Source organism: Sphingobium sp. D43FB (assembly GCF_002312805.1).
GTDB lineage: Bacteria > Pseudomonadota > Alphaproteobacteria > Sphingomonadales > Sphingomonadaceae > Sphingobium.
The window spans coordinates 87534-113460 of sequence record NZ_NMUA01000007.1 but is presented as its reverse complement, the minus strand read 5'-3'; the positions used below and the strand labels follow the sequence as shown (position 1 = coordinate 113460).

The window sequence follows — 25927 nt, the reverse complement described above, 5'->3', positions numbered from 1 at the left end:
TCAGGCGACGCTGTCCAACGGTCGGGACACCAGCAGTCCCTGCATTGCAGCGAGCAATTCATCGATACGGAACGGCTTGCGCAACATGACAGCATTGCCGCCCATGACGGAATCAATGGCGTCGGTATCGGCAAATCCGCTGGCGAACATGACGGGCAGCGACGGGCATTGCTGTGCGATCCGGGCGGCGAGTTCGGCGCCATTCATACCCGGCATGGCAAAGTCGATAATGGCGATGTCGAAGTCCTGCGCGTCGAGCTTGATCAGGGCGCTGGCACCATCAATCGCCTCGACCACATGATGGCCATGGCTTTCCAAGGCGCCCGCGACGATGGTCCGCACGCTGTCATCGTCGTCCACCAGCAATATGCGCACCGCGTCCCGCTCCGCAGCAGGCGCAAGCGCAACGGCGGGCGACGTGGCGATGGGTTGCCAGGTCGTGCAGGGGAGCAGCACGCGAACGGTGGTGCCTTCGCCCAGGATGCTTTCGAGGCGGACGGTGCCGCCCGCCTGCCGCGCGCTGCCATAGATTTGCGCGAGGCCAAGGCCCGTGCCCTTGCCCACCGCCTTGGTCGTGAAGAAGGGTTCCATTGCGCGGCGGCAGGTGACTTCGTCCATGCCCGTGCCGGTATCGCGCACGGCGATTTCGACATAGTCATTGTCGGCGATTTCGCTGTCGCCGCTGATGGTGCGGACGTGGGTGGAGATGGCAAGCGTCCCGCCATTGGGCATGGCATCCCGCGCATTGATCGCCAGGTTCAGCACCATCATTTCCAGTTGGGTGGCGTCCGCCAAAACCGGCACGGGATTGGGATTGAGCTGAAAATCGAGCGTGATCATCGGCCCCAGGGTACGCGCGAGCAGATCATGCAACGGCCGGATCACGTCGCACACGAGAAGCGGCTGGAGCTGGATGCGTTGCGCCCGGGCGAAGGCGAGCAGTTGCGCGGTCAGCTTGGCGCCGCGTTCGGCCGCGTCGAGACCACCCTGGGCATAGCGGCGCACGCGATCGAGGTCGTCGGGGCGGCGCAGGATCAGGTCATAGGCGCCCACGATCGCCGCCAGCACATTGTTGAAGTCATGCGCCATGCCGGACACGAGCTGGCCAATGGCTTCGAGTTTCTGGCTGTGCAGCAAGGCTTCCTGCGCATCGCGCAATTCCCGCGTGCGCGCCTCGACCCGTCCTTCGAGCGTCGCATTAAGTTCGCGCAACTGTTCCTCGACCGCGGCGCGTTCGATGACCAGACGAGTGCGTTCGGCGATCTCCTCCATGAAGGCGGTATCGTCCCGCTGCCAGGCGCGCGGGTGGCGGTCATTCAGATAGACGATGGTTTGCAGGCGGCCGTCGCGGATGAAGGGGACGACAAGGATCGCGCGGGTATCGACCGATTTGGCGTCCGCGTGAAGCCGGGTGTCATCGCTGAGGTCAGAGTGAAACAGATCATCGATGACGACCGTCTGCCCCGCCTTGAGCGCGGTGACGATTTTCGGCCCGAAGGTCTTGGCGGGATAGCGACCCAGCAAGGGCGGCGCGGCCCCATCGGTCCAGCAGATATCATAATGGAAGATGTCTTCGACCGGGTCGAGTTGGCCATAGCCGGTACGGGCAACGCCGAAATGCGCGCCCATGAGCGCCGCGACCTCCTGCAGGGCTTCCTCGGTATTGCGGCCACGCAGCACGTCAGCGATCTTGAGGCGCAGCGCGATGCGCGCCTCCCGCCGGGTGATATTGCGGAACAGCCGTTCCAGCCCGGCAGCCCCCAATGCCAGCAGCAGGATCAGCACCGTCACCGCGCTGATCAACATGGCGAGATAGGTTTGTCCTAGGTTTCCGCCACCGCCGGTCATGGTCAGGCCCGTCTTTGCAGTGAAGATCGCCGCGCGCATGCCCGCATAATGCATGCCGGCAATCGCCACGCCCATGATGGCGGCGGCGACCAGCCGATGCGACAATTGATGATCGCGGGCGGCGAGCCACATGGCAGCCGTCGCAGCCCCGACGGCGATCAGAACGGACAGCAGCAGCCAGAATGGATCATAGCGGAGCGTTGCCGCCATGTGCATGGCCGCCATGCCGAGATAATGCATGCCGAGCACACCCGCGCTGATCAACAGCCCCGCCACTGCCAAGCGCACCGGTGCCATGGCCGACCGGCTCAACATCCAGAAGCCGGCCCAAGTGAAGCCCAAGGCCAGCGCCAGCGACAAGAGGGTGAGCGCAAGATCATAGCGCATCACCATGCCCGGCATGGTGAAGGCGAGCATGGCGACGAAATGCATCGACCAGATGCCGCCGCCCAGCGCAATGGCGGCGGCCGTCACCCACATATGCCGCATCCAGCCGGTCGATGCCCGCATGCGCGTCGCAAGGCTGAGCGCCGTGAACGATGCGAACATGGCGATCAGGATCGACAGGATAACCAGAGACATGTCGTGGGTGCCGCGCATCATCATGGGAGTGCTAGTCTCACAGGCCGACAAACAGCGCAATAACATGGATTTTCATGCCGACCCAAAACGTCCGGCCGCGGCCATTCTTATGTTCCGTCAGATTTCTGCCGACAGCGCGTGAATGGGCAACAGCGCCGCGCCCAAGGTGATGGGCGAACTGCCGAGATTCGAGACCTGCACCGGCGGCCTGCGATGATCGAACATGGTGACCAGATGGGCGCTGCGCAGGCGATCGGCCAGGCCATCGAGAATGGCGCGCGGCAATGCCCCTGCCAGCATGATCGCGCCCGGATCGAACCAGGCAAAGGCGGAATTGCAGACGATTTCCAACTGCCGTGCGGCGCGATCGAGCCAGGTTTCGATGATCGGCGCCTGGTCTGTGGCATCGAAATCGATTTCGGCGACAGAGGAAATGTCACACCCGCCCGCGCGCAGGACGGCGAGCAGGTCGAGCGGGCTGGGACGTGGCCGGTCACCGGGAAACAAGGCCCCAATCTCGCCCGCCGCGCCAAATTGCCCGCGCACGAGGCGGCCGTCCACGATGACGCCAGCGCCGATGCCAAACCCAAGCAGCAATATGACCATGGAGGAAAAATCGCGGATCAGGCCGCCGAGATAATATTCGGCGATGGCGGCGGCGTTGGCGTCATTTTCGATCCACAAGGGCCAGCCCATTTCGGCTGAGAATATGTCGTGCAAGGGCGCGTCCCGCCAATCGGGCAGGACATCGACCACCGCCCATCGGTCGCCCGCCAAGGACAGAGCCGGGCCAGGAACGGCGATGCCGATGCCCAGCATCCTTTGCCCCAGCAGGCCATGGCGATCGACCAGCATATGGGTGATGCGGCGGATCTTGTGCGCGAATGCCCTGGGGTCGATCGGCTCGGTCGCCTCATGATGGATCGCGATCGTGGTGCCGGTGAAGTCCACCAGCGCGATCTCGATCAGCCCCTTATGCGCCGTCGCGCCGACCGCATAGCCGCCGCGCGGAGCGAGGCGGAGGGGGATGGCGGGCCTGCCCCGCCGCTGCACATCGACGTCGGGCATTTCCTCGACCAGGCCGAGCGCCAGCAGATCGCGGGACAGGCGGGTCAATGCCGTGCCGCTGATTTCCAGCGCCGCCGACAGCGCGGATCGCGACAGCGGGCCGGACTTGCGCAGCCTTTGCAGGATGCGGCGCTGGTCCTTGTCGATGGAGGGAAATTGCATGGCCTTGGCCCTCTTCATACCGGCTCTGTCGCACGATGAGCGCCGCGCTAAGCGGATTTATTTATTTTCACAACAATAATTAAAAATGTCATGTTCATCGACCACGGGCCGCTCGACCACCACAGAGGGGCTTTTCATGATCAAGACCGTTTTTGCCACCGGCACCGCCCTTGCGGCGCTGTGTTCCACCTTCCTTACGCCCGCCTTCGCGCAGGATGCAGCCCCCGCCGAGCAGGCGGCCGAACTGGGCGGCGAGCAGAGCGATATCATCGTCACCGGCTCGACCCGCGCCCAGCGTCGCTTCGACGTATCCTATGCGATCAACACCATCTCGCCCGAAGATGTCGAGAAGATCGCCCCCGTCAACTTCGCCGATCTGATCGGCCAGCTGCCCGGTTTCCAGACCGAAATCACCGGCGGCGAAGTGCAGAACATCTATCGTATCCGCGGCCTGCCCAATGATGGCGGCTTTGTCAGCTTCCAGCAGGACGGCCTGCCGCTGTTCCACGAAAATGACGGCGTCTTCTTCCGGGGCGACGCGATCTTGAAGCAAGACCTGATGACCGACCATGTCGAGGTCGTGCGCGGCGGCCCTGCCCCGGTCTATGCCAGCTATTCGGGCGCGATCATCAACGCGATCACCGTGACGGGCAGCGATACGCCGCGCGGCAAGGCGCAGGTGACGCTGGGCGACACCGGCCTTTACCGGCTGGATGCCTATCAGGCCGGACCGCTCGGCGAGAACACCTATTATGCGATCGGCGGCTTCCTGCGCCAGCATGACGGCTATCGCGACAATGGCTTCCCCAACGACAAGGGCGGCCAGATCCGCGCCAACATCAAACATGATCTGGACAATGGCTCGATCAAGCTGAGCCTCAACTATGTCAACGATCACAACGTCTTCTACCTGCCGATCCCGACGGCGGATCCGCGTGACCCCAGCGTTTCGCTAAACAAATATATCGACTTTTTCGAAGGGACGATGAACTCGCCCGCGTTGCGCAACGTCAATCTGAAATATCGCGATGGCGTAGGCGTGATCCAGAGCAGCACCAGCGACCTGGCCGATGGCCGCCACATGCAGATGATCAACATCGGCGCGCAATATGAGGCTGAGTTCGACGGCTGGCTGGTGTCGGCCAAGGCCGGTTACACCCAGGGTCAACTGGATTTCACCGCTTTCTATTCGACCACCAACCCCACGACGCTGACCGCCTTCCTCGATGCCGGTGGCGCCAACAGCATCCGCAACCGGGCGAATACCGCGTTCGGCACGGCCAGCCGCTTCGGCCTCACGCTGGCGGGGACCAATAGCGTCTATGACCCCGAAACCGCCTCTGGCCTCATCATGCAGGGTCAGTATCGCGACATTCATTCCAAATATTATTCGGCGCAGGGCAATTTCTCGGTCGCCAAGAAGTTCGAGACCGGCATCGGCAGCCACGACATTAAGCTCGGCCTCTACACAAGTGCCTATGGCGAAAGCAGCCGTACCACTTTTCAGAACTATCTGATCGAAGTGGCGGGCCAGCCGCGCACGCTCGACCTGGTTGCCTATAATGCGGCGGGTACGGAGATCGGCCGGGTCACCGACAATGGCGTGCTGAACTATGCCGCGACGCTGAGCCAAGGCGATTCGGACGCGACGATGTTCGCGCTTTATGCCAACGACACCTGGGAGATCATTCCCGGCCTTCGCATCGACGCGGGCGTCCGTCATGAACGCTACAGCTATAAGGGCTGGGCCGCGCTGACCGAGCAGGTCAATCTGGGCGATGCCACGACATTGGCCGACGACACCACGCGCGGTTTCACCGGCGTCATCGTCAATTCCAAGCGGAAGCCCAACGTCACCAACTGGACGGTCGGCGCCAATTACGACTTCAGCCAGAATGTCGGCGTCTATGGCCGCGCGTCGCATCTTGAAACGCCGCCCAATGTGCAGACTGTGATGAGCATCAATCCCACGATCATCACCACCGTCGCCGACCAGTTCGAGGTCGGGCTGAAGCTCGCTTCGGGTCGTTCCTACCTCTATGTCACGGGCTTCTACACCAATTTCGATCCGCTCAACGCCTCGTTCCTCGCCTTCGACCCGACGACGGGCCGCAACGATGTGAACATCCCCTTCATCGGCGAAGCCCAGGTGAAGGGCGTGGAGTTCGACGCATCGGTCGCGGTGACGCCCTGGTTCTCGCTGAACGGCGCGCTGACGATCAGCGATCCGAAATATAAGAATTTCCAGAGCGCGACCGGGGCCGACCCGGAACAGGCCGAGGGCAACCAGATCGTCCGCCAGCCGAAAATCTACGGCAACATCCGTCCAAGCTTCGACTTCCAGACGGGCGAGACGGACATCTCGGTCTATGGTCGCTACACCTATATGGGCAAGCGCTTCGTCGATCTGTACAACAATACTGCCCTGCCCGCCTATGGCACGATCGGCGCGGGCGTCACGGCGCGCCACGGCAGCTGGCAGATGCAGATTGTGGGCGACAATCTGTTCAACGCCCATGGCCTGACCGAAGGCAATACCCGCACTGACTCGCTGAGCGGCCAGGGCAGCGCGGAAGCCATTTACGGTCGGCCGATCTTTGGCCGTAACTTCCGCCTCGTCATCAGCAAGTCCTGGTAATGATGCGGAACGTGGCACGGATGGCGACCTTGGTCGCCACTATGGCTGCGGTTGCGATCGCGACGGTCCCGGCACAAGCCGGGGCCGTTCGCGATGTCGTGACCGAACGGCTTTCGCAGCGACTCTTTCCGCTTTTCGACGGGATGGCGCGCGACCCGGCCGCCGTTCGGGCACTTGTTTCCAAGGCGGACATCGCTGCCCTGCTGGACATTCGGCAGCGGCGCGTCGCTGGCTGCGCGCAGGATATGTTCTGCGTGGCGCAGGCGCTGATCTGGACGGAAACGGACATCGACACTGTATCCAAGTCGGTGGCCGCCCCTGCTGGCCTGACCGCGCCCGATGATGGGGTGCCAGCGCAGGCCCGGCGCGAGATGGAAGGCATCAACATCATCTTGCGCACCTATGGCCTGGGCGCGCCAGCCGCCTATGCGCAGATCGATGGGGCTGGCACGATCGATCCGCAAGAGCGCCAGGCGCGGCTTCAGGCCGCTTATTGGCTGTCACGCACCCCACGCTACACATCGGCGCAGGCGCTGGACCCCAGCATCGACTATGCGCTGGCGCTGCTGGACGGTAGCGATCGCGCCGATGCGATCGGTTTCGAACCGCTGACCGGGGGCGCCAATGCGGCCGCCATGGCGCGTGCGAAAACTCTCGATTGGAGCCGCTATCGCTATTCGGCGTTGATCGTCACGGGCGTCGGGCCGGAAGTGCCGGACATGGCGATCAGCCCCTTTGGCAAATATCATCTTCGGCTGGCCGCCAGCCGCTTTGCGCAAGGCGATGCGCCCTTCATCATCGTGACCGGAGGCAAGGCGCATCCCCGCGCGACCCGCTTTGCCGAGGCCGAGCAGATGCGCAACGCGCTGATCGACCGCTATGGCGTGCCGGCCGACGCGATCCTGATCGAACCCTATGCCCGGCATACGACCACCAATTTGCGCAATGCGACACGCCTGTTGATGGCGATGGATGCGCCGATGGATCGCGATGCCGTGATCGTCTGCAACCCCGGCCAGAGCGCTTCGATCGAAAGCCCGCAATTCGCCACGCGCAACCAGCGGGAGCTTGGCTATCAGCCGGGGCAAGTCGGTCGCCGCCTGTCGCCAACCGAATTGCTGTTCCGCCCCTCCCGCGTATCGGCGCGGATCGATCCGCGCGACCCCCTCGACCCCTGATTTCGGAGTTCAGACGATGCGAACCCTCCTCCTTGCCCTCACCACGATAAGCGCACTGGCGTTGCATCCGACCGCCGCCCATGCTTGGGGCCAGACCGCCCATGCCGTGATTGATCGGTCGGCGATAGAGGCCATTCCGGAGGATGGGCCGGTCTTCCTGCGCAAGCATGTCGATTATATTGCAGCCTCGGCCTCGCTGCCCGACAGTTGGCGCGGAGACGCGGAGAATTTCTCCAAGATGGAGGAAGACCCCAATCATGGCTGGTTTCGGGAACAGTTCACCTTCGTAAAACCCATCCCGCGGTCGCGCCATGAATTCGTCCTGGCGCTCTACAAACAGTATGAGGCGATCAAAGATAGCGACCCGCAGACGGCGCAGCGGACCAATATACGCTGGACCGGCACCCTGCCCTATGCGGCGATGGAGGCCTATGAACGGCTGATCACCTGCATGCGCTACGTCCGCAAGGCCCAGGCGGAGGGCGGCGATGCGTCGATCCCAGAACAACATTGCGCTTTTCAGGTCATACGGTTGGGCCATTATATCGGCGATGGGGCGCAGCCGCACCATGACTCGATCCATTCCGACGGATGGCGCGGCGACAATCCCAAGGGCTATACCACCGACCGGTCCGTTCATGGCCGGTTCGAAAGCCGGTTCGTCGACGGCATGGGCCTGACGGTAGCGGACATCGCGCCGCGCATCGGGGCGCCGCGCCGCCAGCGTGGCGACATGTTCGACGCGGTGCTGGGCTTTCTGAACGAAGCGGGTGACCTGGTGGAAAATCTGTACAAGCTCGAAAAACGCAACGGCTTTGCCGATTTTGCCGACAAGGATGTGCGCGCGTTCGTCTATGACCGGACGAGTGCCGGCGCCGCGATGCTGCGCGACATGCTGTGCCGCGCCTGGGCCGAAAGCGCGACGCCGCCCGCCAAAATCACGCCCTCGCCGCTCGACGCCAGCAATCCGCGCTTCAACCCGGAAACCGGATCGGCACCGAGCTGAGCCGAAACGCCGCAGGTTCCCCATAGTCGCACGGGGAGCCTTCGCGGTGGCGCAGCTCAATGTGACGATTTCGTTTCATCAATCCGGTTCGAGCTTCATCTGATTGTCATCTCCTAGCCTCTGGCAAGTCACATCCTTGGGGCATCGGCGTCCTCATTCAAAAAAGGGGTTCGCCAACATGACACGCCGTATGCAGCTTTTCGTCGCCCTGCTTTCCAGCAGCACCGCCTTCCCAGCTACGGCCCAGACCATGGCGCCCGAAGTCGAGGCAGCAGGTGGCGAGCAGATCATCGTCACCGCGCAGAAGATCGAACAGCGGGCGATGGACGTGCCCATCACCATATCGGCCGTCAGCGGCAAGCGGATGGCGGAAATCGGCGTTTCCGACTTGGACGAACTGTCGAACTATATCCCCGGCCTCAACATCCAGGAACAGAGCGCCAACAATCCGGGCATCGTCATTCGCGGCATCACGTCGGACAGCGGATCGGCCCAGCAAGCGCCGCGCGTCACCCTTTATTATAACGGCGTCGACATTTCCCGCTCGCGTGGCTCCTATCAGGACATCTACGATATGGAGCGGATCGAGGTCATCAAGGGACCGCAGGCGACCTTGTTCGGAACCGCGTCGGCGGTGGGCGCGATCAGCATGATCTCCGCCCGGCCCAAGCCCGGTTTCGCCGCCGAACTGACCGCCGGATACGGTAATTATGACGCCAAGTTGCTGAGCGGCTTCGTCAATGGCGGGTCGGACAAGGTCTCCGGCCGCATCGCCTTCGCCTGGAAGAAGCGCGACGGCTATGTGAAGAATCTGTCCGCGACGCAGGACGATCTCTATGCCCGCGACCAGTTGGGTGTGCGCGGCTCGCTGCGCCTCACGCCCACCGACAATTTCACCGCCGATCTCATCCTTACCTATGACCGTCAGCGCAATTCCGGTACGCCCTTCATCTCGCGCGCACTGCCGACCTCGCAGGGGCCGGGCAACCCCTTTGGAGCGGCCAATCTGAGCGGTTCGCCGCTATCGTCTTCCGCTCTGCGCGGTGACAAGCTGGGCCTGCGCCGCGACGTTTATGACGCGAACCTGACTTTCAGCTGGGACATCGCCGACGACTGGACGCTGACGATGGTCCACGGCTATCGCGATTTCGACAGCAATGAAATTTTCGATGCGGACGGTTCGGCCGCCTGGTATCTGGAATTTGGCGAGGAGGCGAAGGGCTGGCAGGCAAGCCATGAAACACGCTTCTCCTACGCTGGCGACCATTTCCGTGGCGCGTTCGGCTGGAATATGTTTCGGGAGAAAAGCAATCAGCGCGTGCCTTTCTCGACGGAAGAAGGCACCTATATCCAGTGCGCGACACGCCTGATCCCCGGCCTCGCCTGTGTAGCGGCCGACGGCACTGTCACGGCATCGCAGGCGACGGCGATCCTCACGCAAGGCGCGGCGACAGTCATTCCCTACAACTCGGTTTTTGAAAATCAGGGCAAGAATGACAGCTATTCGATGTTCGCAGATGGCACCTGGCTCGCCAGCCCGTCGCTGGAACTGACGGCTGGTATCCGCGCGCTCATTGAAAAGCGCCGGTCGGGCTTCGTGACGACTGTGCCCAACTCCGTGCTGAGCGGCGCGCCGCTGATTCCGGGTCAGGTGAACACCAATGGCCGCGTCCTGCGTGCCGAAGACAGTTTCGCCGCTTTCCTACCACGCTTCAATATCCTCTATCGTTTCTCACCCAATCTGAACGGCTTTGCCACTGTGTCGAAGGGCCGCCGGTCACCGACCGTCAGCCTGGACGCGGCCGCTGGCGGCGTCGCCCGCATCAACCGGATCGCGGGGGAAAATGTGTGGAACTATGAAGTCGGGCTGAAGGCCAATAGTGGCATCATTTCCGGTTCGCTGGGTGTCTATTATCAGAAATATGATAATTTCCAGGTCAGTGTGACCGGCACCGACGGCGTCAATCGGACAGTCAGCGCCGGCACGGCCAGCAATCTGGGCGTTGAAGCGGAAGTCGCGATCCAGCCCACCAGCTGGCTCAACATCTTCGCCAATGGCGGCTATATCGATGGCGGCATCGACAATAAGGAAGCCAATGGCCGCTTTGCGGGCGACCAGTTCCGTCTCCAGCCCAAATTCCAGTCGGCGGCCGGTTTCACCATCGACGCGCCGCTGGGCAATGGCATGCGCGTCTTCGCGACGCCCAGCCTCACCTATCGCAGCAAAATCTATTTCGAAGTGCCGAACACCGAAGCCATCAGCCAGAAGGCTGTCATGCTGGCGAACCTGCGCGCAGGCATCGGCTTTGCGGATGATCGCTATGAGATTTCAGGTTTCATCCGCAACCTCACGAACAAGGACTATCTGCTCGATGCCGGCAATACCGGCGGAGGCTTCGGCATCCCGACCTACATCCCCGCAGAACCGCGCTTCTACGGCGTGCAGCTCACCGGCCGCTTCTGAACGGCGAGAGGAAGGAACAATCATGCGCTTCACCATCGATCGCCGCCTGCTCATCAAGGGCAGCATATTGGGCCTGGGGTCCCTGTCCATTCCCGGCGCCGCGCAGATATTGGGTGCGCGCGGCTTTAGCCATGGCGTAGCCAGCGGCGAACCGGGCATGAACAGTGTGCTGCTCTGGACCCGCTATGTCGGATCGGGAGACAGCAAGTTGCGGGCCGAAGTCGCCACCGATCCGGCCTTTACCAAGGTCGTGTCGGGCGACGAAGTCACCGCCCGCGCCGATGCCGATCACACAGCGAAGGTCACCGTCACTGGCCTTCAACCCGGCCAATGGTATTTCTACCGGTTCATCGCGCCCGATGGCGCGATCAGCCGGATCGGTCGCACCCGCACCTTGCCGCAGGGTGATGTGTCGCGCTTCGGCATCGGCCTCTTCTCCTGCTCCAACATGCCCTTTGGCTTTTTCAACGCCTATGGCCATGCCGCCGTGCGCGACGATATCGACCTGGTCATCCATTGCGGCGACTATCTCTATGAATATGATCGCGGTCATTATCCCAGTCTGGAAGACGCCGTCCCCGGCCGGATCATCGAACCGGCGAACGAGATGGTGACGCTGGCCGATTATCGCCTGCGCTACGCCTCCTACCGGCTCGACCCTGATCTTCAGGCGCTGCATGCCGCCTTCCCGATGATCGCCCAATGGGACGATCATGAACTGACCAATGACGCCTATAAGGATGGCGCGGAGAATCATCAGCCCGACATGGAAGGCGAATGGGCGGTGCGCAAAGCGGCGGCGCAGAAGGTCTATCGTGAATGGATGCCCGTCTCCGATGCGATGTATGACAGTTTCCAGATCGGTACGCTGGCGACCATCTTCCGTCCTGAAACCCGGATCACAGCGCGCAACAAGCAATTAAGCGTCGGCGAAGCGGTCGCCGGGCGTGGCGACCTGGCCAAGGCGCTGGCCGATTTCCGCGATGGTGCCTGGAGCATGCAGGATCGTACACTAATGGGCGCGGGGCAGGAAAAGTGGCTCTATGATGGCTTGGGCAAGTCCAAGAAGGAGGGCACTGCCTGGCAGATACTCGCCCAGCAAGTGATCATGGGTTATGGCCGTTTTCCAACCAATGCGGCCGATTGGGTGCCTACCAATTCCCCGGCGATCGTGCGCACGAGACTGGCCGGTGCGGTGGCCGCGTCGCAGGCGGGGCTACCCTATAATATGGATAGCTGGGACGGCTATCCGGCGGCGCGCAACCGCCTCTATGACGCGGCGCTCGCGGCCGATGCCGACCTTGTCGTCCTGTCGGGCGACAGCCACAATGCCTGGGGCTATAATCTGGGCGAACGCGGCCCTGGCCAGGGCGACAGCAAGCATAGGGTCGGCGTGGAATTTGCGGGGCACAGCGTTACCTCGCCAGGTTTCGAAGCCTATGCCAAGGGCGTGCCGCCAGCCGACATCGCCCGCGCCCTCCGCGCGGTCAATCCGGGTATGGCTTTCTGCGATACCAGCCAGCGCGGCTATGTCTCGCTAGAGGTAACGCCGCAGCAGGTCGCAGGCTCCTGGCACTTCATGAAGGATATCCGCACGCGCACGACCGACCTTGCAGGCACGCACCGCATGACCGTGCAACGCGGCGCGAAGCTGCTGCAGAACGCATAAGGCATAGGCAAACCCCGCCATTGCAAGATGGCGGGGTTCGCATCGGGGCAATTGCTAAGCGCCGCGCGTCCGTCGGCGCGGGGCATCACGGCGTCTATCGACGATCTTCATCATAAACATTCAAATCAGAGAATGTTGGCATAGTGGCGTGCAGCGATACCGCCAAATATCTGCATTTGCCGCATGATCTTCTCACAGTTGGGGACATGGTTGCCGCGCGGCGCGCTGGCTCCTATAAGTCAGGGCCGTGAGCAAGCGCGCATGGCGGGCGTGGCTGATGTCGTTGGCGCGCATCAGTGCTATCGCGCATAGGCTGCCGACGATCGGTACGGCTAGTCCCAGGCTGAGCATAGCTGTCTGCACCAATGCTGGCTGGACAGTTTCGGGCACATAGCCGAGCCAGCCCAGTGTCCAGCCGATCAGCGCCGTGGAGGCCGCTCCGCTCGCCTTTACCACCACAAGATAGAAGGCGAATAGCCCGGTTTCGAACCGGCGGTGGTGACGCCAGGCGACGACGTCCACGGCATCGGCCAGCAAGCCCCAGGGCAGCATGAAAATGCTGGCGAACCCGAAGCCGATCAGTAGCGTGCAAGCGATCAGGGCATTGGGCCATGCGAGACACAGGGCGAACAGCATGATGCCGCTAATGCAGACGGCATGGCCTGCAGCCAGCAGGGTCGCTTTGCTGAACCGGCCAGTCATCGACGTCCAGGCCAGAACGCCCAAAAACTGGCCGGTGGTCAGGCCCAGCAGCAGCATCTTCACCAGATCCGGGCGCTGGACCACATAGGTGCCGATATAGAGCAGCATCCGGCTGAACATCGGGATGGCAAAGCCGGTGATGAAAGCGAGGAGCGCCAGCGCCAGGATCAGGGGGTCGCGCAACGGAATCGCAATGCCGTCGCCCTCGACCGCTGGGTCGGGTGGGGGCGTCGAACCGTTGTTCGATGCCAAGGCACTAAGAATCATGGTCGCGGCAAAGAGAATACAGGCGATGACACCGGCCACGGCAAGCCGATCGAAGTCCCCTGTCCGCCCGGCGGATTGTACCATCGGCGCGAGGATGATGGCGATCGCCAGGGAACTGATCGTGCTGAAGAACAGGCGATAGCCCGACACGCGGCCACGCGATCGGCTGTCCGACGTGACCCGCGCCATGAGTGCATTGTGCGGCACGTCGATCACTGCATAGGCACCGCGAAACAGCAGCAACCCGGCGGCCACGATCCACAGATCGCGCACGCCGAGCGCTGGCAAGGCATAGAGCAAGGCGAAAGCAGCGCCGCAGGGCATGGCGGCGGCCGCGACCATCCAGCGATAACCTCGCCCGGTGCGTCGCAGACGGATAACCAGCTTTGCCGCCAACAGGTCGAAGACGAGATCGCCCAGCACCGCGACCAGCATCAAGGAACCCGCGCTGGTCGGCGATTGGCCCAACAGGTCGGTCAGGAGAAACAGGATGGTGAGATCGGCCCCGGAAAAGAGCAGCGCCTTACCCATATTGCCGGAGGAATAAGCGAGCAGTCGACCTTCGCGCCCCGCCCGTTCGCGTAGAGGCGTTGGCCGGTGCAGGCTCTGCTTTGACGCTCGCAACGATGTCAGCACATGATGTCCGCTCAACCCATGCCTGCAATCCAGCGCGCCGACATTTCGGGGACGGCGCCTAGTGGCGCTCTCTTACAGTTTGGCGACTCTGCGGCCTGCGTGAGCAAACCCACCGGCCGCAGGGTAGGAAAGCGCCATTTGCGCCGATCCGACAAATCGCCCTATAGCGCAAACGCCTGTAGCGGGACGATGACGCCCAGAAGCATGGGTGCGGTCGATTTGGGATATGTGGATGAAACGCCAGAAAGCCTCCAGCCTTGCCGACCTGTCCGCACTTGCTGGCGTGTCCATCTCCACGGTGTCCCGCGCCTTGGCCGACAATCCGCTGGTCGCGGTCGCTACCCGCGACAAGATCAAGCAGTTGGCGCGCGAGCATGATTTCCAGATCAATGTCGCCGCGCGCAATTTCCGGCTCCAGCGCACCGGCGCTGTGGGGGTGATATTGCCGTTGGGCCATGAGACCGAGCAGCATCTGACCGATCCCTTCTTCATGAGCCTGATCGCGTCGCTGGCCGACGCGCTGGCCGATCGCGGTTATGACCTGCTGCTCTCGCGCGTCATTCCCTCGAACGACCAATGGCTCAAAGCCTTTGTCGAATCCGGCAAGGTGGATGGCGTCATCATCGTCGGGCAATCGGACCAGATCGACGTGATCGAAACAGTGGCCGCCAGCTATGCGCCGCTGATCGTGTGGGGGGCGTCGATACCCGGTTACAGGCAGTTGACCGTGGGGTCCGACAATTTCGAGGGCGGACGGTTGGCCGCGCAGCATCTTCTGTCGCAAGGTCGGAAAAGGCTGACCTTCGTCGGCAATCCTGCGGTGCCGGAATTCGCGGCTCGCTTTGCTGGTTTCAACGCGGCGATCGCGCAGGCTGGGGTACCGCAAGGCGCTGTCCTGCCCTCGCATGTCACGGCCGAAGCCGCCTATGCGACGGTACGGACATATTTGAAAGAGGATGCGGCGCCGGATGGCATCGTCGCCGCGTCGGACGTGATTGCGCTCAATGCGCTACGCGCAATTGCCGACCATGGATTGCGCGTGCCCGACGATGTCGCTGTGGTGGGCTATGACGATGTGTTCATCGCCGAACAGACAACGCCACCGCTGACGACGATTCGGCAGAATTTCGTGCTGGGCGCGCAGATGATGGTCGACTTGCTGTTCCGCCGGATCGCGGGCGAGGAGGCCGCCTCTGTCTCCCTTCAGCCAACGCTCGTGTTGCGCGCTTCGGCCTAAACCCCTCTCGAAACCAAACAATTACCTCGATAAGCAAAAAGTTTTGCAAACGTTTGCATTTAAGATTGCAAACGTTTGTTTTTGGAAATATCAGGGCGGCAACAAGATAGCTGCGCATAGGGGATGATCGGTGAGGGCTGATGTAAGGATTGTGCCGGGTTTGGCACGTCGATTTGGCCATGACGACCATCCTGCCCTGCACTCTCTTTCAGCGCCTTCTCCGGCCGTTCGTTCCGCCGGGGCGAAGTCGGACCTCCGCCAAGGACTGCACGCTTTGGCGGGGGTCATGACACCAGCGGACGTCGCCGCATGAGTGAAGCGCCTTCCACGAGCCACTGGACTGCGGGCGACATCCAGCGCATCGATCCGGCTACAGCGCCTTGCGCCCCGGTCATCCCGGCGCAGCGCCGCGTGATCGAGACGCTGGACCTGTGGGATTATTGGCCGGTGCAAACCGTCGATGGTCATCCGGCCGATATTGCAGGCGGCACGCTGTTCATCGCGCTGTCGGCACCCGTTTTGCCTGATCCCGACGCAAGGCATGCCGTGGCGCGGATGCGGCTGCTACATCGCGTCGAGGGTGAATGGCGCGATCTGGGGCCGGTTTTGCCAGACGGTTTTTCGCCCGGCAGTCGCGAATGGTCCGGTTCGGCCATCATTTCGCCCGACGGCGAGACGATCACGCTTTATTATACCGTGGCCGGCGTCCGGGGCGAGGTGGAAACAAGCTTTGCCCAGAGGCTATTCTACACTTGCGCAGGGTTGACCATTCGGGATGGCGCCATAGCGCTTTCGCCTTGGTCGGAGCCTGTCGAGTTTCTGGAGCCGGACGATGTTCATTACAGCCGCGACATGGCAGGCGGCGGTGCGGTCGGCACGATCAAGGCGTTTCGCGATCCGGCCTTTTTCCGCGATCCGGCCGACAATCAAGACTATATCCTGTTTGCCGGATCGATAGCCCGGTCGCGGTCGGCATGGAATGGGGCGGTCGGCATTGCGCGCCGGGTCGTTGACCAGGAGTGGCAGATATTGCCGCCGCTGGTCGAAGCGGATGGACTTAACAATGAGCTGGAACGCCCGCATGTCATCATGCGGGACGGGCGCTATTATCTCTTCTGGTCGACGCAGACCAAGGTGTTCGCCACCGACGGCCCGGCTGGGCCGACCGGGCTTTATGGCATGGTGGCGGACAGGCTGTTTGGCCCGTGGCGACCGCTCAACGGGTCGGGGCTCGTGTTCGGCAACCCACCATCCGCGCCGTTTCAGGCCTATAGCTGGCTGGTGCTGCCGGATCTATGTGTGCAGAGCTTTGCCGACCTCGTCGGGTTGGCGGAGCCGCCGCGCGATGTCGTGCAGGCACGGGCGCATTTCGGCGGCACCCCGGCCCCCGAATTGCGGCTTATGATCGACGGCGAGAAGGCGTGGCTGGCATGACGACACCGGAAACCATGATCGCGGGCGTCGAATTGGGCGGCACCAAATGTATCGCGACGCTGGCGCGGGGCAAGGATATCCTGCGGCAGGAGCGCTGGGCGACCGAAGGGCCAGAGACGCTGGACCGGATTTCGGCAACCTTGGCGGCATGGCAGGACGAGGTGCCGTTCGCGGCGATCGGGATCGGCAGCTTCGGGCCGCTATGCCTGGACGCCAGCAGTCCACGTTTTGGCCATATGGAAAATACGCCCAAGCCCGGCTGGGCGGGGGCAGATGTGCATGGGCATTTTGCGCGCCGTTTCGCCCTGCCCGTCGGGATCGACACCGATGTCGGGGGCGCGGCCCTGGCCGAGGGGCAATGGGGTGCGGCGATGGGATGCGCGGTGCATGGCTATGCGACGATCGGCACGGGCGTTGGCCTTGGCCTGGTGGTCGATGGCAAGGCCGTGCATGGCCGCCTGCACCCTGAGGCGGGGCATATGCGTATCCGGCGGACGGCGGGCGACCTGTTTGCGGGGGCATGCCCTGCCCATGGCGATTGCCTGGAGGGGCTGGTCGGTGGTCCGGCGCTGGCGGCGCGGGCGAACGGCGCACTGGCGGATATGCCCGATGACGATCCGCTTTGGGATCGGGTGGCGCGCGAATTGGGCGAATGGGTGGCGATGCTGATCCTGTGCGTGTCGCCCCAGCGACTGGTGATCGGCGGCGGAGTGCTGGATTTCCGTCCGACCCTGCTTGCGAAGATACGGGTGGCGGTCGCCGCCAATCTGGGCGGTTATCTGGCGGGGCTGGATATCGCTGCGCTGGAGACGTTGATCGTGCCGCCTGCCTTGGGGCGCGATGCGGGGCCATTGGGGGCGATCATCGTGGGGCAGAATGCGTTGAGGGGGAGCCAGGCATGAACGAATGGCGCTATTCTGGCATAGCCGCCGCGATCGCGGCGCTGAGCGGCTGTACATCCTTGACCGATGTCGCGCCGACCGCAGCGGTCGGTGATCGCTGCGCCGCCTTTGCATCGACACTGCAAGGCCATTGGCCCGACGCCTCGACGCGGGTGACCAGCGCGGTGTTCGTGCCGGAAGGGCCAGCGCCTGCGCCCGATCCGCGTGGTTTTCAATATGACAGCACGGTCCCGCTGAAGGCGCATTGCGACGTGCAGGCGATAATGGCCGAGCGGCAGGGCGTGGACGGCCAAAGCTATGCGATCAAATTCCATCTGCGTTTGCCGATGGAATGGAATGGGCGTTTTCTGTTCCAGGGCGGCGGTGGCACCAATGGCGACATTGGCAATGCGTTGGGCGCGTTGGCTGGCGTTGGCCTCGTCACACCTGCATTGGCCCAGGGCTACGCGGTGGTCAGCCAGGATTCTGGGCATGACAATGCGGTCAACAGCGACCCGGCCATGGGCGGCGCGGTGGCGTTCGGCTTCGACCCGCAAGCGCGGCGCAACTATGCCTATGCGTCATTGGGGGCGGTGACCGATGCGGCGAAGGCTGCGATCGCGACCTTTTATGGCAGCGCACCGCGCTATTCCTATTTTGCAGGCTGTTCCAAGGGTGGCCAGGAAGGATTGGCGGTCGCGCATCGCTATCCTGATGCTTTCGACGGGATCGTCGCGGCGGCACCGGGCATGTCTCTGCCGCGCGCGGCGTTGGCGCAGGCCTGGGACGTGCAGACATTTGGCCGCCTCGTGCCGCCCGGTCCCGATGGCGTGCGACCGTTCGGACAATTGGCGAACGCATTTTCGACCAGCGAATTGGGGATCGTTCGGCAGGCCATACTGAAGGCGTGCGACGCCAAGGATGGCGTGGCCGATGGTCTGGTCGCGCATTATGGCCAGTGCGGCAATGAAGATGTGCTGCCGGTGTTGCGCAGTTTTGCCTGTACCGGACAGCGAAACGGACAGTGTTTGTCCAATTTGCAGATCGATGCGCTTGTCCGGTCCATGGCCGGTCCGCGCAAGAGCGATGGGTTGCCGCTCTATGTCCGTTTTCCCTGGGACGGGGGCGTCGGCGAGCCGGGCTGGGCGGTGTGGAAAGTCGGACTGGCCAAGGAAGGTGTCCCAGCGCTGAGCATCGTCGTCGGCGGATCGGCCCTGTCCGCCATCTTCCAGACGCCGCCCAAGCTGGTGGCTGCCGATCCGCAGGGCATGATGCAATGGCAGATGGGCTATGATTTCGATCGCGATGCGGACGCCATCTATCGCGTGGCGGCCCCCTTCCCGACTTCGGGTTGGGACATGATGTCGGCGCGGTCGCCCGATATCGATGGGTTCCGGGCGGCTGGCGGCAAGCTGATCGTGCCGCATGGCGCGGCCGATCCGGTCTTCTCGCTCGAAGATACGCTGCAATGGTATCGGGAGGTCGATGCCCGTTATGCGGGCAAGGGCGCGGACACCGTGCGCGTCTTCCCTGTGCCCGGCATGAACCATTGCGAAGGTGGGCCATCGACCGATCGCTATGACGCCTTTGCCGCGATGGTCGATTGGGTCGAGCGGGGCCGTGCGCCCGAACAACTGAATGCCGTGGCTGCTGCGGCCAGTCCGTGGCCGGGCCGTACCCGTCCAATCTGCCGATACCCCGCTTATGCCCGGTATAAGGGCCAGGGCGATGTCGAGAAAAAGGAAAGCTTCGAATGCGTAAGAGGATGATAGGCCGGCTTGCCCTTGGGGTTATCGCGATGCAGGCGGCGCTGCTGCCGGTGCAGGCGGTGGCGGCGGACGATGGCCGCTGGGTCGCGAGCTGGGCATCCAGCCCGTCTTTGCCCGTCGCCAAGCTGCCCTTCGATTTCTGGGAACCGGCGCCGGAGGTGCAGGGGACCATCCGCTATCATCTGCGCCTGAGCGCGGGCGGCACGAAGGTTCAAGTGCGCCTGTCGGGCGACACCCAGCCGACCGATGTCGCGATCGGCAGCGCCACCATCGCTCTCGCTGACGCGCAGGGGCGGATCGATGCGGCCACCATCCGTCCTTTGACCTTTTCCGGCGCGCGATCGGTACGGCTGCCCGCAGGGGCGCCGCTCTTGTCCGACCCGCTGTCGCTGCAGGTGAAGCCAGGCGCGGTGGCGGTGGTCAGCGTCTATCTGCCCACCAAGGTGATCTTGCCGCAGGCCGACCCCAATCATCGTGCCGAATGGGCGATCGGCAGCGACCAGACCGGATCAGCGACGTTGCGCGGTGCCAAGCCGGTATCGAGCCGTGAAATCGTCACGTCGGTATTGGTGCAGTCGGATAAGGACGCCCGGACGATCGTCGCCTTTGGCGATTCCATTACCGATGGCTTTGGGGCCAAAGATCCGCTGCTGCGCGGTTGGCCAGGGCAGTTGGCCAAGATGCTGAACGCCAAGGGGATCGCCAATGTCGGCATCGCCAATGCGGGCATCGGCGGCAATCGGGTGTTGCGCGAAGAAGTCGGGCCGAGCGGCCTGGCGCGGTTCGACCGCGACGCGCTGGCCGTGCCTGGCGTTACCGACATCGTCCTGCTGGAGGGGATTAACGATCTGGGGCTGAGCGGTCTGGACAATCCGCGTACCGACGGGCTGCATGACACGATCACCGCCGATGACCTGATCGCTGGCTATCGCCAGATGATCGCGCGGGCGCGGGCGCATGGCATCAAAGTCCATGGCGCGACGCTGACGCCGTTCCTGGGATCGACCTTTCCAGGCTATGCGACGCCCGCCAAGGAAGTGATCCGCCAGGCCATCAACCAGTGGATCCGCACCAGCGGCGAGTTTGACGGCGTGATCGATTTCGACGCCGCCGTCCGCGATCCCGCCGCGCCCGACCATATCCTCGTCCAATATGATTGTGGCGACAAGCTCCACCCGTCGGACGCGGGCTATGCCGCCATGGCCAAGGCCGCGTGGGACCATTTCAACTTCTAAATCATAGCATGAAAACAAGGACTTGGATCGAAACAGGGTGACGATCCAAGCCTCCATAAAAAGGGAGAGTATCGTGAAGCATTTCTCATTTCTGTTCGTCGGCGCCAGTGTCGCCGCCTTGTCCTTCCCCGCGCTGGCGCAGGATGTAGCGCCGCCGAAGGCTGAAACGGACATGGTCGACAATTATGGCGGCGACATCATCGTCACCGCGCAAAAAACCTCCGAGAAATTGTCCAAGGCGCCGGTCGCCATCAGCGTCGTGTCGCAGGACAGTTTGAACCGCCAGGGCGTGGATTCCGCCGCCGCGCTGACCAGCACGGTGCCGGGCCTGCAATCGAGCCAGAACGGCTTTGCCATTCGCGGCATCGGCAGCAACAACAGCTTCAGCGGCTATTCCACGGTCGCGACGCAGATTGACGGCATCTATGATCCGTCTGCCGCCGTGCTGACGCTCGGCCTGTTCGACCTTGGCTCCGTCGAAGTGCTGCGCGGGCCGCAGGGCACCGTTTATGGGCGCAATGCGACCGCAGGCGTCGTCAACATCAACACGGCTGATCCTGGCAAGGATCTGGGCTTCAACGCCGACATTCAATATGGCCGGTTCAATGAAGTGCGCGCACGCGCCGCCGTCGACCTGCCGATCAGTGACGCTTTTGCCCTGCGTATTGCCGCCTATCGCCAGGTCGATGACGGGTTCGAGGGCAAATATGGCGCCCGGCAGAATTACAACAAGACCGACCAGGCCGGGCTGCGCGTCAACAGCATCCTGCGTCTGGGCGATAGCCTGACCTGGCGCCTTTCGCTCAACTATGGGGAAAATAAGGGCACGATCCCGCTCACCTATATGCGCAGCCGCAACGTCTATCCCGATGCGGATATCGCGGCGGGGGTCTTCGGCCCGATCCAGACCATCTATGATGAAGTCGTCAATCCGGGGCAGGATCTGGTCACCGACAATCAGATGGACCTGAAATATTATGCCGCCCGGTCGCGGCTGACCTGGCAGGCGACCGACGCGCTGTCGCTCACCTATCTGGCGGGCTATTCGGTGCTGAAGAATAATGGCGTGGATTCCGCGACCGGCGTGTTCACGCAGCAGAATATCAACCGTCGGACCGAAACCCAGTCGCATGAGGTGAACGTCAATTATAATTCCGGCCGGTTCGACCTGGTTCTGGGCGGCTTCCTCTATCAGGACAAGCAGCCGTCGGGTACGCGCCTGCTACATGCCGGCGATACAGCGCCCGCGCCGTTCGGCAGCATCCTCACTGCCGCAGGACTCGCCAAGGTCGCAGGCACGGGCAATAATATTACGACCATCAGCGGTGTCGATGTCGTGACCTCCTATCGCGGTCAGGGCACCAAGTCGCAGGCGGTGTTCGGGCAGGGCACCTATGAACTGGCACCGGGTTTGAAAATCCTGGGCGGCGTGCGGTCGACCTGGGAGCAGGTCAACCAGCGCAATATCGAACTGGTCTGTCCCGGCGACACGATCACGCTGGAGAATATCACGCCAACGACCTGTCCCGGCATTCCCTTCGTCTATGCCCTGACCGATGACACCAACCGGCCGGAAGCGAAATTTTCCAATGTCAGTTGGAAGGCGGGCGTGAATTACGAGCTAACGCCCGAAACGCTGGCCTATGCCAGCGTCGGCACGGGTTTTCGTGGCGGTGGCCTAGAAGCCACCGGCAACGCGCCGGAGTTCCGGGAATATCAGCCCGAAACCGTGACCAATTACGAAATCGGCGTGCGCAGCTCGCTGATGGGTGGCAAGCTCTACCTCGCCGCCACGGCGTTCAACATGGACTATAAGGATCTGCAGGTATCGAGCATCGTGCTCAATCCGCTGACCAATCAGGTGTCGGCGGTCACGACCAATGCCGCGACGGCGCGGCTGCGCGGGATCGAACTGGAAGCGATCGTCCGACCGACGAGCAATGACCGGATCAGCGGCTTCGTCTCCTATCTTGACGCGAAGATCCGGTCCTTCCCGACGGCATCGGACAATCTCAATTCGGGCAGCGGCAATTATAACGGCGTCACCGGTGCGTTCGGCAACCTGCCTTTGCCCACCAACGTCGTGCGCGACGTATCGGGCAATGAACTGCCCAATGCGCCAAAGTGGAGCGCGCGGGTCAGCTATGCGCATATCTTCGACGTGGGCGGTGCGGGTAGCCTGACGCCGAGCGTGGACTTCTATGTCCAGTCGCGGACGTTCAGCGACATCCAAAATTATGCGCAGAGCCGCCGCGCATCCTATACCAAGACCGACCTCAACCTGCGGTATGAAACCGAAGATGGACAATTGTCCATCACCGGCTTCGTCAACAATCTGGAGGACGAGCGCGTGGCCAATAATCTGGTGACGGTGTGGAGTTCCACCACCGCCAATTATGATCCGCCGCGCACTTATGGCGTGCGCCTCGGCATGCAATTCTAAGCTAGGGTGGGACGTCCCCCACGGGACGCCCCATTTTTTCGGAAAGGGCAGCATCATGGCCGACAGGCAATTCCAGAACGACCCGCAGACGCGCCGTAGCCTGTTGCTCTCCGCTGGCGGACTGGCGGCCGTTCCCTTCATGGCGAAAGCGGCCGCGCCTGCGCCCGTGGCAGAGGACATTCCCAAGGCGGAATTCGTCTATGAAGCGATCGTGACATTGGGCCCGCCCGAAGAGATTGGCGAAACGCCGCATGGCAAGCGCGTGCGCATCCCGATCACCGGCGGCACGTTCAAGGGGCCACGGATCAGCGGCACCATCTTTCCCGAAGGCATGGACTGGCAATTGATCCGCCCGGACGGCATGACCGAATTGGAGGCCGCCTATCTGATGCGGGAGGCCGACGGCACCGTCATCCACATCCGCAACAAGGGCGTGGCGGGCAAGGGCTATGCACGGACGAGCGCCGTGTTCGAAGTGCCCAATGGGCCGCATGCCTGGCTGAACGAAGCCGTGTTCGCAGGGACGGTCGGCCCCGTGCCGGAGATGGACACCCCCGCCGTGCGCATTCGCATGTACAAGCTGGTTTAGGACCGCAGACAAATGGCTCGCATTCGTTGGCTCACCTATTTGATGTTCCTGATGTTCGCGATGACATCGGAATCGGTCGGAGTGATCATTCCGTCGGTGATCCGCGAATTCGGCCTGGGCATGACGGCGGGCGGTGCCTTTCACTATGCGACGATGAGCGGCATCGCGCTGGCCGGGGTCTTGCTGGGATCGATGGCGGACCGGTTCGGGCGCAAGCCGACGATTTTGGCGGGCCTGGCGCTGTTCGGCTTGAGTGCCTCCCTGTTCGCCTGGGTCAGCAGTTTCGGCCTGTTTCTGGTCCTGCTGTTCGTCGGCGGGCTTGCGGTCGGCATCTTCAAGACGGCGGCGCTGGCGTTGATCGGCGACATATCGACATCGACGCGCGCGCATACGGCGACCATGAATGTGGTCGAGGGGTTTTTCGGCATCGGCGCGATCATCGGGCCGGCGATCGTCGCTTATCTGCTGTCGCATGATGCGTCGTGGAAATGGCTCTATCTGATCGCCGCTGCGCTGTGCGGATTGCTTATGATCCTCGCCTGGCGCGTGCCCTACCCGCCGGTGCAGGCGAAAACGGACAGCGCGCCTATGGCCGACATGCTGGCGATGATGCGCAATCGCTATGCGCTGGCGTTCAGCAGCGGGATCATGCTCTATGTGGGCGTGGAGACCGCCATCTATGTGTGGATGCCGACATTGTTGGCGGGCTATGCCGGGCCGGGCTGGCAATGGGCGGCCTATGCGTTGTCGATCTTCTTTATTCTGCGCGTCATCGGCCGCTTTGCCGGTCTCTGGCTGCTGGAGCGGTTCAACTGGACCGCCGTGCTGGCCTCGTGCGGCATTGCCATCCTGGTGTGCTTTGCGCTGGCCATTTTTGGCGGGCGGCCGATGGCGGTGATGTCGCTGCCCTTGTCGGGCCTGTTCATGTCGGTGCTGTACCCGACGCTCAATTCCAAGGGCATCAGTTGCTTTCCAAAGCCCCAGCATGGCGCGATTTCGGGCGTGATCCTGTTCTTCACCTGCGTCAGTGCGGTGGTGGCACCGTTGGCGATGGGGTTGATCGGCGATTATTTCGGCGATGCCATTTATGGCTTCTACCTCGCGACGCTGTTTGCAGCCGTGCTGGCGGTGGGGCTGGTGCTCAACATGATCTTCGATCCGGTGAGCGGGGAGTTGGCAAAGCGGGGCGCGCTCGACTATCGGGCTTGAGCGCGTACCGCACAAATCTGCTGACAGGTGCGCCGATTTGAAGGATAGACGTTCCTTTATCTGGGACGCATGGCGAACATGATATGAGCGATAGCGAAGACAGCAAGGAACCGGGCGTCAAGGGCACGCAGACGCTGATGCGCGCGCTCGACATCATGGACGAAGTAATCGACGGCCCCATTCGCGCCGCCGACCTGGCCCGCAAGCTTGGCATGAGCAAGACCACGGCGCACCGGCTGGTGCAGGCGCTCAAGTCGCGCAATTATCTGGCCGTGACGCGGGACGGCTTTGCGCTGGGGCCGAAGCTGCTGCAATTGGGCGTGCTGGCGACCGAGCAGATCGACTTTGTGCGGATCGCCCGGCCATTTATGGAATTATTGTCCGAACGCAGCGGTTTTTGCGTGTTCGTGGGCAAGCGCGAGGGGGATTTTTCCCGCCATCTCGATCGGGTGACAGGAACGCAGCGGTTGCGCGTGGCCACGGCACCGGGCGATCGTCGGCCGATCGCGGAAACGGGCCTCGGCAAGGCGCTGTTGCTGGACGAGGATGAGGCGACCTGGGAGCGGCTGTATGTTGCGGCCAAGGGCGGCAAGCCGTCGCGCGCGGCGATCAACGCTTTCATCGCCGAAATGCAGGGCCACAAGGCGCGGGGCGAAGTGCTGCATGACAGCGAATTGGGTGACGGTGTACGATCGATCGCGACACCGATCCGCGATGCGAAGGGCAATATCTGCATCGCTATCTCGATCGCCAGCGCGGCCCATTATCTGACCGATGAATTGCGCACGACACTGGCGCTGCAGGTGATGCGGTCGGCCGAGCAGATCAGCGCTGCGGTGGGGTATAGCGGCCCGCGCTGAACGGGTGACTCTCCCCGCAAAAACAATAAGGGCGCGATCATCGCAATGAT

General features: G+C 62.8%; 18 protein-coding genes. 15 read left to right on the top strand and 3 right to left on the bottom strand.

All coding sequences use genetic code 11. The features are described from left to right. A complete protein-coding gene (locus SxD43FB_RS08275; protein ID WP_176482713.1) occupies window positions 1-2430 on the bottom strand; it encodes an MHYT domain-containing protein in 2430 nt (809 codons plus the stop codon). Here SxD43FB_RS08275 and SxD43FB_RS25180 point away from each other — a divergent pair. Beyond that, window positions 2429-2572 carry a hypothetical protein gene (locus SxD43FB_RS25180; protein WP_176482712.1) on the top strand — a complete coding sequence of 48 codons (144 nt, stop codon included), beginning with the start codon at window positions 2429-2431 and terminating at the stop codon, window positions 2570-2572. The genes SxD43FB_RS08275 and SxD43FB_RS25180 overlap by 2 nt on opposite strands. On the opposite strand, the gene SxD43FB_RS08270 is transcribed toward SxD43FB_RS25180, so the two are convergent. After that, complete coding sequence (locus SxD43FB_RS08270; protein ID WP_037480778.1) at window positions 2548-3660, bottom strand: ROK family transcriptional regulator; 1113 nt, start codon at window positions 3658-3660, stop codon at window positions 2548-2550. The two genes, SxD43FB_RS25180 and SxD43FB_RS08270, sit on opposite strands and share 25 nt — an antisense overlap. 136 nt (window positions 3661-3796) lie before the next feature. Between SxD43FB_RS08270 and SxD43FB_RS08265 the strand changes: the two genes are divergently transcribed. The 5 genes from SxD43FB_RS08265 (at window position 3797) to SxD43FB_RS08245 (ending at window position 12615) form a co-directional block, all read left to right on the top strand. Further along, window positions 3797-6298 carry a TonB-dependent receptor gene (locus SxD43FB_RS08265; RefSeq protein ID WP_096061760.1) on the top strand — a complete coding sequence of 834 codons (2502 nt, stop codon included), beginning with the start codon at window positions 3797-3799 and terminating at the stop codon, window positions 6296-6298. Between the two features lie 2 nt (window positions 6299-6300). Next, complete coding sequence (locus SxD43FB_RS08260) at window positions 6301-7476, top strand: YdcF family protein (RefSeq protein ID WP_255245648.1); 1176 nt, start codon at window positions 6301-6303, stop codon at window positions 7474-7476. 16 nt (window positions 7477-7492) lie between these two features. After that, on the top strand, window positions 7493-8482 hold the full coding sequence (locus SxD43FB_RS25175; protein WP_096061758.1) for a nuclease: 990 nt from the start codon (window positions 7493-7495) through the stop codon (window positions 8480-8482). A 190-nt stretch (window positions 8483-8672) separates the two neighbouring features. Then, complete coding sequence (locus tag SxD43FB_RS08250) at window positions 8673-10946, top strand: TonB-dependent receptor (protein WP_096061757.1); 2274 nt, start codon at window positions 8673-8675, stop codon at window positions 10944-10946. Window positions 10947-10968: 22 nt separating this feature from the next. Continuing rightward, window positions 10969-12615, top strand: coding sequence for an alkaline phosphatase D family protein (locus SxD43FB_RS08245; RefSeq protein WP_096061756.1), 1647 nt, complete (start codon window positions 10969-10971; stop codon window positions 12613-12615). A 192-nt stretch (window positions 12616-12807) separates the two neighbouring features. On the opposite strand, the gene SxD43FB_RS08240 is transcribed toward SxD43FB_RS08245, so the two are convergent. Then, window positions 12808-14235, bottom strand: coding sequence for an MFS transporter (locus tag SxD43FB_RS08240; RefSeq protein WP_255245643.1), 1428 nt, complete (start codon window positions 14233-14235; stop codon window positions 12808-12810). 217 nt (window positions 14236-14452) lie between these two features. On the opposite strand from SxD43FB_RS08240, the gene SxD43FB_RS08235 reads away from it, so the two are divergent. The 9 genes from SxD43FB_RS08235 to SxD43FB_RS08195 all read left to right on the top strand — a co-directional run bounded on the left by SxD43FB_RS08235 (window position 14453) and on the right by SxD43FB_RS08195 (window position 25877). After that, the gene (locus SxD43FB_RS08235; RefSeq protein WP_096061825.1) at window positions 14453-15457 is read left to right on the top strand and encodes a substrate-binding domain-containing protein; all 1005 of its coding nucleotides are present in this window, start codon (window positions 14453-14455) and stop codon (window positions 15455-15457) included. A 309-nt stretch (window positions 15458-15766) separates the two neighbouring features. Continuing rightward, window positions 15767-16891, top strand: a complete 1125-nt coding sequence (locus SxD43FB_RS08230) for a glycoside hydrolase family 68 protein (RefSeq protein ID WP_096061755.1) — start codon at window positions 15767-15769, stop codon at window positions 16889-16891. After that, window positions 16888-17793, top strand: coding sequence for an ROK family protein (locus tag SxD43FB_RS08225; RefSeq protein WP_176482711.1), 906 nt, complete (start codon window positions 16888-16890; stop codon window positions 17791-17793). Before SxD43FB_RS08230 ends, SxD43FB_RS08225 begins: the two co-directional genes overlap by 4 nt. Then, window positions 17790-19541: a tannase/feruloyl esterase family alpha/beta hydrolase gene (locus SxD43FB_RS08220; protein ID WP_096061753.1), complete on the top strand. Its 1752-nt coding sequence runs from the start codon at window positions 17790-17792 to the stop codon at window positions 19539-19541. The genes SxD43FB_RS08225 and SxD43FB_RS08220 overlap by 4 nt, the downstream gene beginning before the upstream one ends. Then, complete coding sequence (locus SxD43FB_RS08215) at window positions 19538-20776, top strand: SGNH/GDSL hydrolase family protein (protein ID WP_176482710.1); 1239 nt, start codon at window positions 19538-19540, stop codon at window positions 20774-20776. The genes SxD43FB_RS08220 and SxD43FB_RS08215 overlap by 4 nt, the downstream gene beginning before the upstream one ends. Before the next feature lie 73 nt (window positions 20777-20849). Beyond that, window positions 20850-23219, top strand: a complete 2370-nt coding sequence (locus tag SxD43FB_RS08210; RefSeq protein WP_096061751.1) for a TonB-dependent receptor — start codon at window positions 20850-20852, stop codon at window positions 23217-23219. Window positions 23220-23274: 55 nt separating this feature from the next. Further along, on the top strand, window positions 23275-23808 hold the full coding sequence (locus SxD43FB_RS08205; protein WP_255245642.1) for a DUF3237 domain-containing protein: 534 nt from the start codon (window positions 23275-23277) through the stop codon (window positions 23806-23808). Between the two features lie 12 nt (window positions 23809-23820). After that, on the top strand, window positions 23821-25017 hold the full coding sequence (locus tag SxD43FB_RS08200) for an MFS transporter (RefSeq protein WP_096061750.1): 1197 nt from the start codon (window positions 23821-23823) through the stop codon (window positions 25015-25017). 83 nt (window positions 25018-25100) lie between these two features. After that, window positions 25101-25877, top strand: a complete 777-nt coding sequence (locus tag SxD43FB_RS08195) for an IclR family transcriptional regulator (RefSeq protein WP_037480355.1) — start codon at window positions 25101-25103, stop codon at window positions 25875-25877. The last annotated feature ends 50 nt before the right edge of the window (window positions 25878-25927 follow it).

Coding starts and splice junctions, on each gene's coding strand:
- SxD43FB_RS25180 (WP_176482712.1), top strand. CDS start 2,429: ATGTCGTGGGTGCCGCGCATCATCATGGGAGTGCTAGTCTCACAGGCC.
- SxD43FB_RS08275 (WP_176482713.1), bottom strand. CDS start 2,430: ATGTCTCTGGTTATCCTGTCGATCCTGATCGCCATGTTCGCATCGTTC.
- SxD43FB_RS08270 (WP_037480778.1), bottom strand. CDS start 3,660: ATGCAATTTCCCTCCATCGACAAGGACCAGCGCCGCATCCTGCAAAGG.
- SxD43FB_RS08265 (WP_096061760.1), top strand. CDS start 3,797: ATGATCAAGACCGTTTTTGCCACCGGCACCGCCCTTGCGGCGCTGTGT.
- SxD43FB_RS08260 (WP_255245648.1), top strand. CDS start 6,301: ATGCGGAACGTGGCACGGATGGCGACCTTGGTCGCCACTATGGCTGCG.
- SxD43FB_RS25175 (WP_096061758.1), top strand. CDS start 7,493: ATGCGAACCCTCCTCCTTGCCCTCACCACGATAAGCGCACTGGCGTTG.
- SxD43FB_RS08250 (WP_096061757.1), top strand. CDS start 8,673: ATGCAGCTTTTCGTCGCCCTGCTTTCCAGCAGCACCGCCTTCCCAGCT.
- SxD43FB_RS08245 (WP_096061756.1), top strand. CDS start 10,969: ATGCGCTTCACCATCGATCGCCGCCTGCTCATCAAGGGCAGCATATTG.
- SxD43FB_RS08235 (WP_096061825.1), top strand. CDS start 14,453: ATGAAACGCCAGAAAGCCTCCAGCCTTGCCGACCTGTCCGCACTTGCT.
- SxD43FB_RS08230 (WP_096061755.1), top strand. CDS start 15,767: ATGAGTGAAGCGCCTTCCACGAGCCACTGGACTGCGGGCGACATCCAG.
- SxD43FB_RS08225 (WP_176482711.1), top strand. CDS start 16,888: ATGACGACACCGGAAACCATGATCGCGGGCGTCGAATTGGGCGGCACC.
- SxD43FB_RS08220 (WP_096061753.1), top strand. CDS start 17,790: ATGAACGAATGGCGCTATTCTGGCATAGCCGCCGCGATCGCGGCGCTG.
- SxD43FB_RS08215 (WP_176482710.1), top strand. CDS start 19,538: ATGATAGGCCGGCTTGCCCTTGGGGTTATCGCGATGCAGGCGGCGCTG.
- SxD43FB_RS08205 (WP_255245642.1), top strand. CDS start 23,275: ATGGCCGACAGGCAATTCCAGAACGACCCGCAGACGCGCCGTAGCCTG.
- SxD43FB_RS08200 (WP_096061750.1), top strand. CDS start 23,821: ATGGCTCGCATTCGTTGGCTCACCTATTTGATGTTCCTGATGTTCGCG.
- SxD43FB_RS08195 (WP_037480355.1), top strand. CDS start 25,101: ATGAGCGATAGCGAAGACAGCAAGGAACCGGGCGTCAAGGGCACGCAG.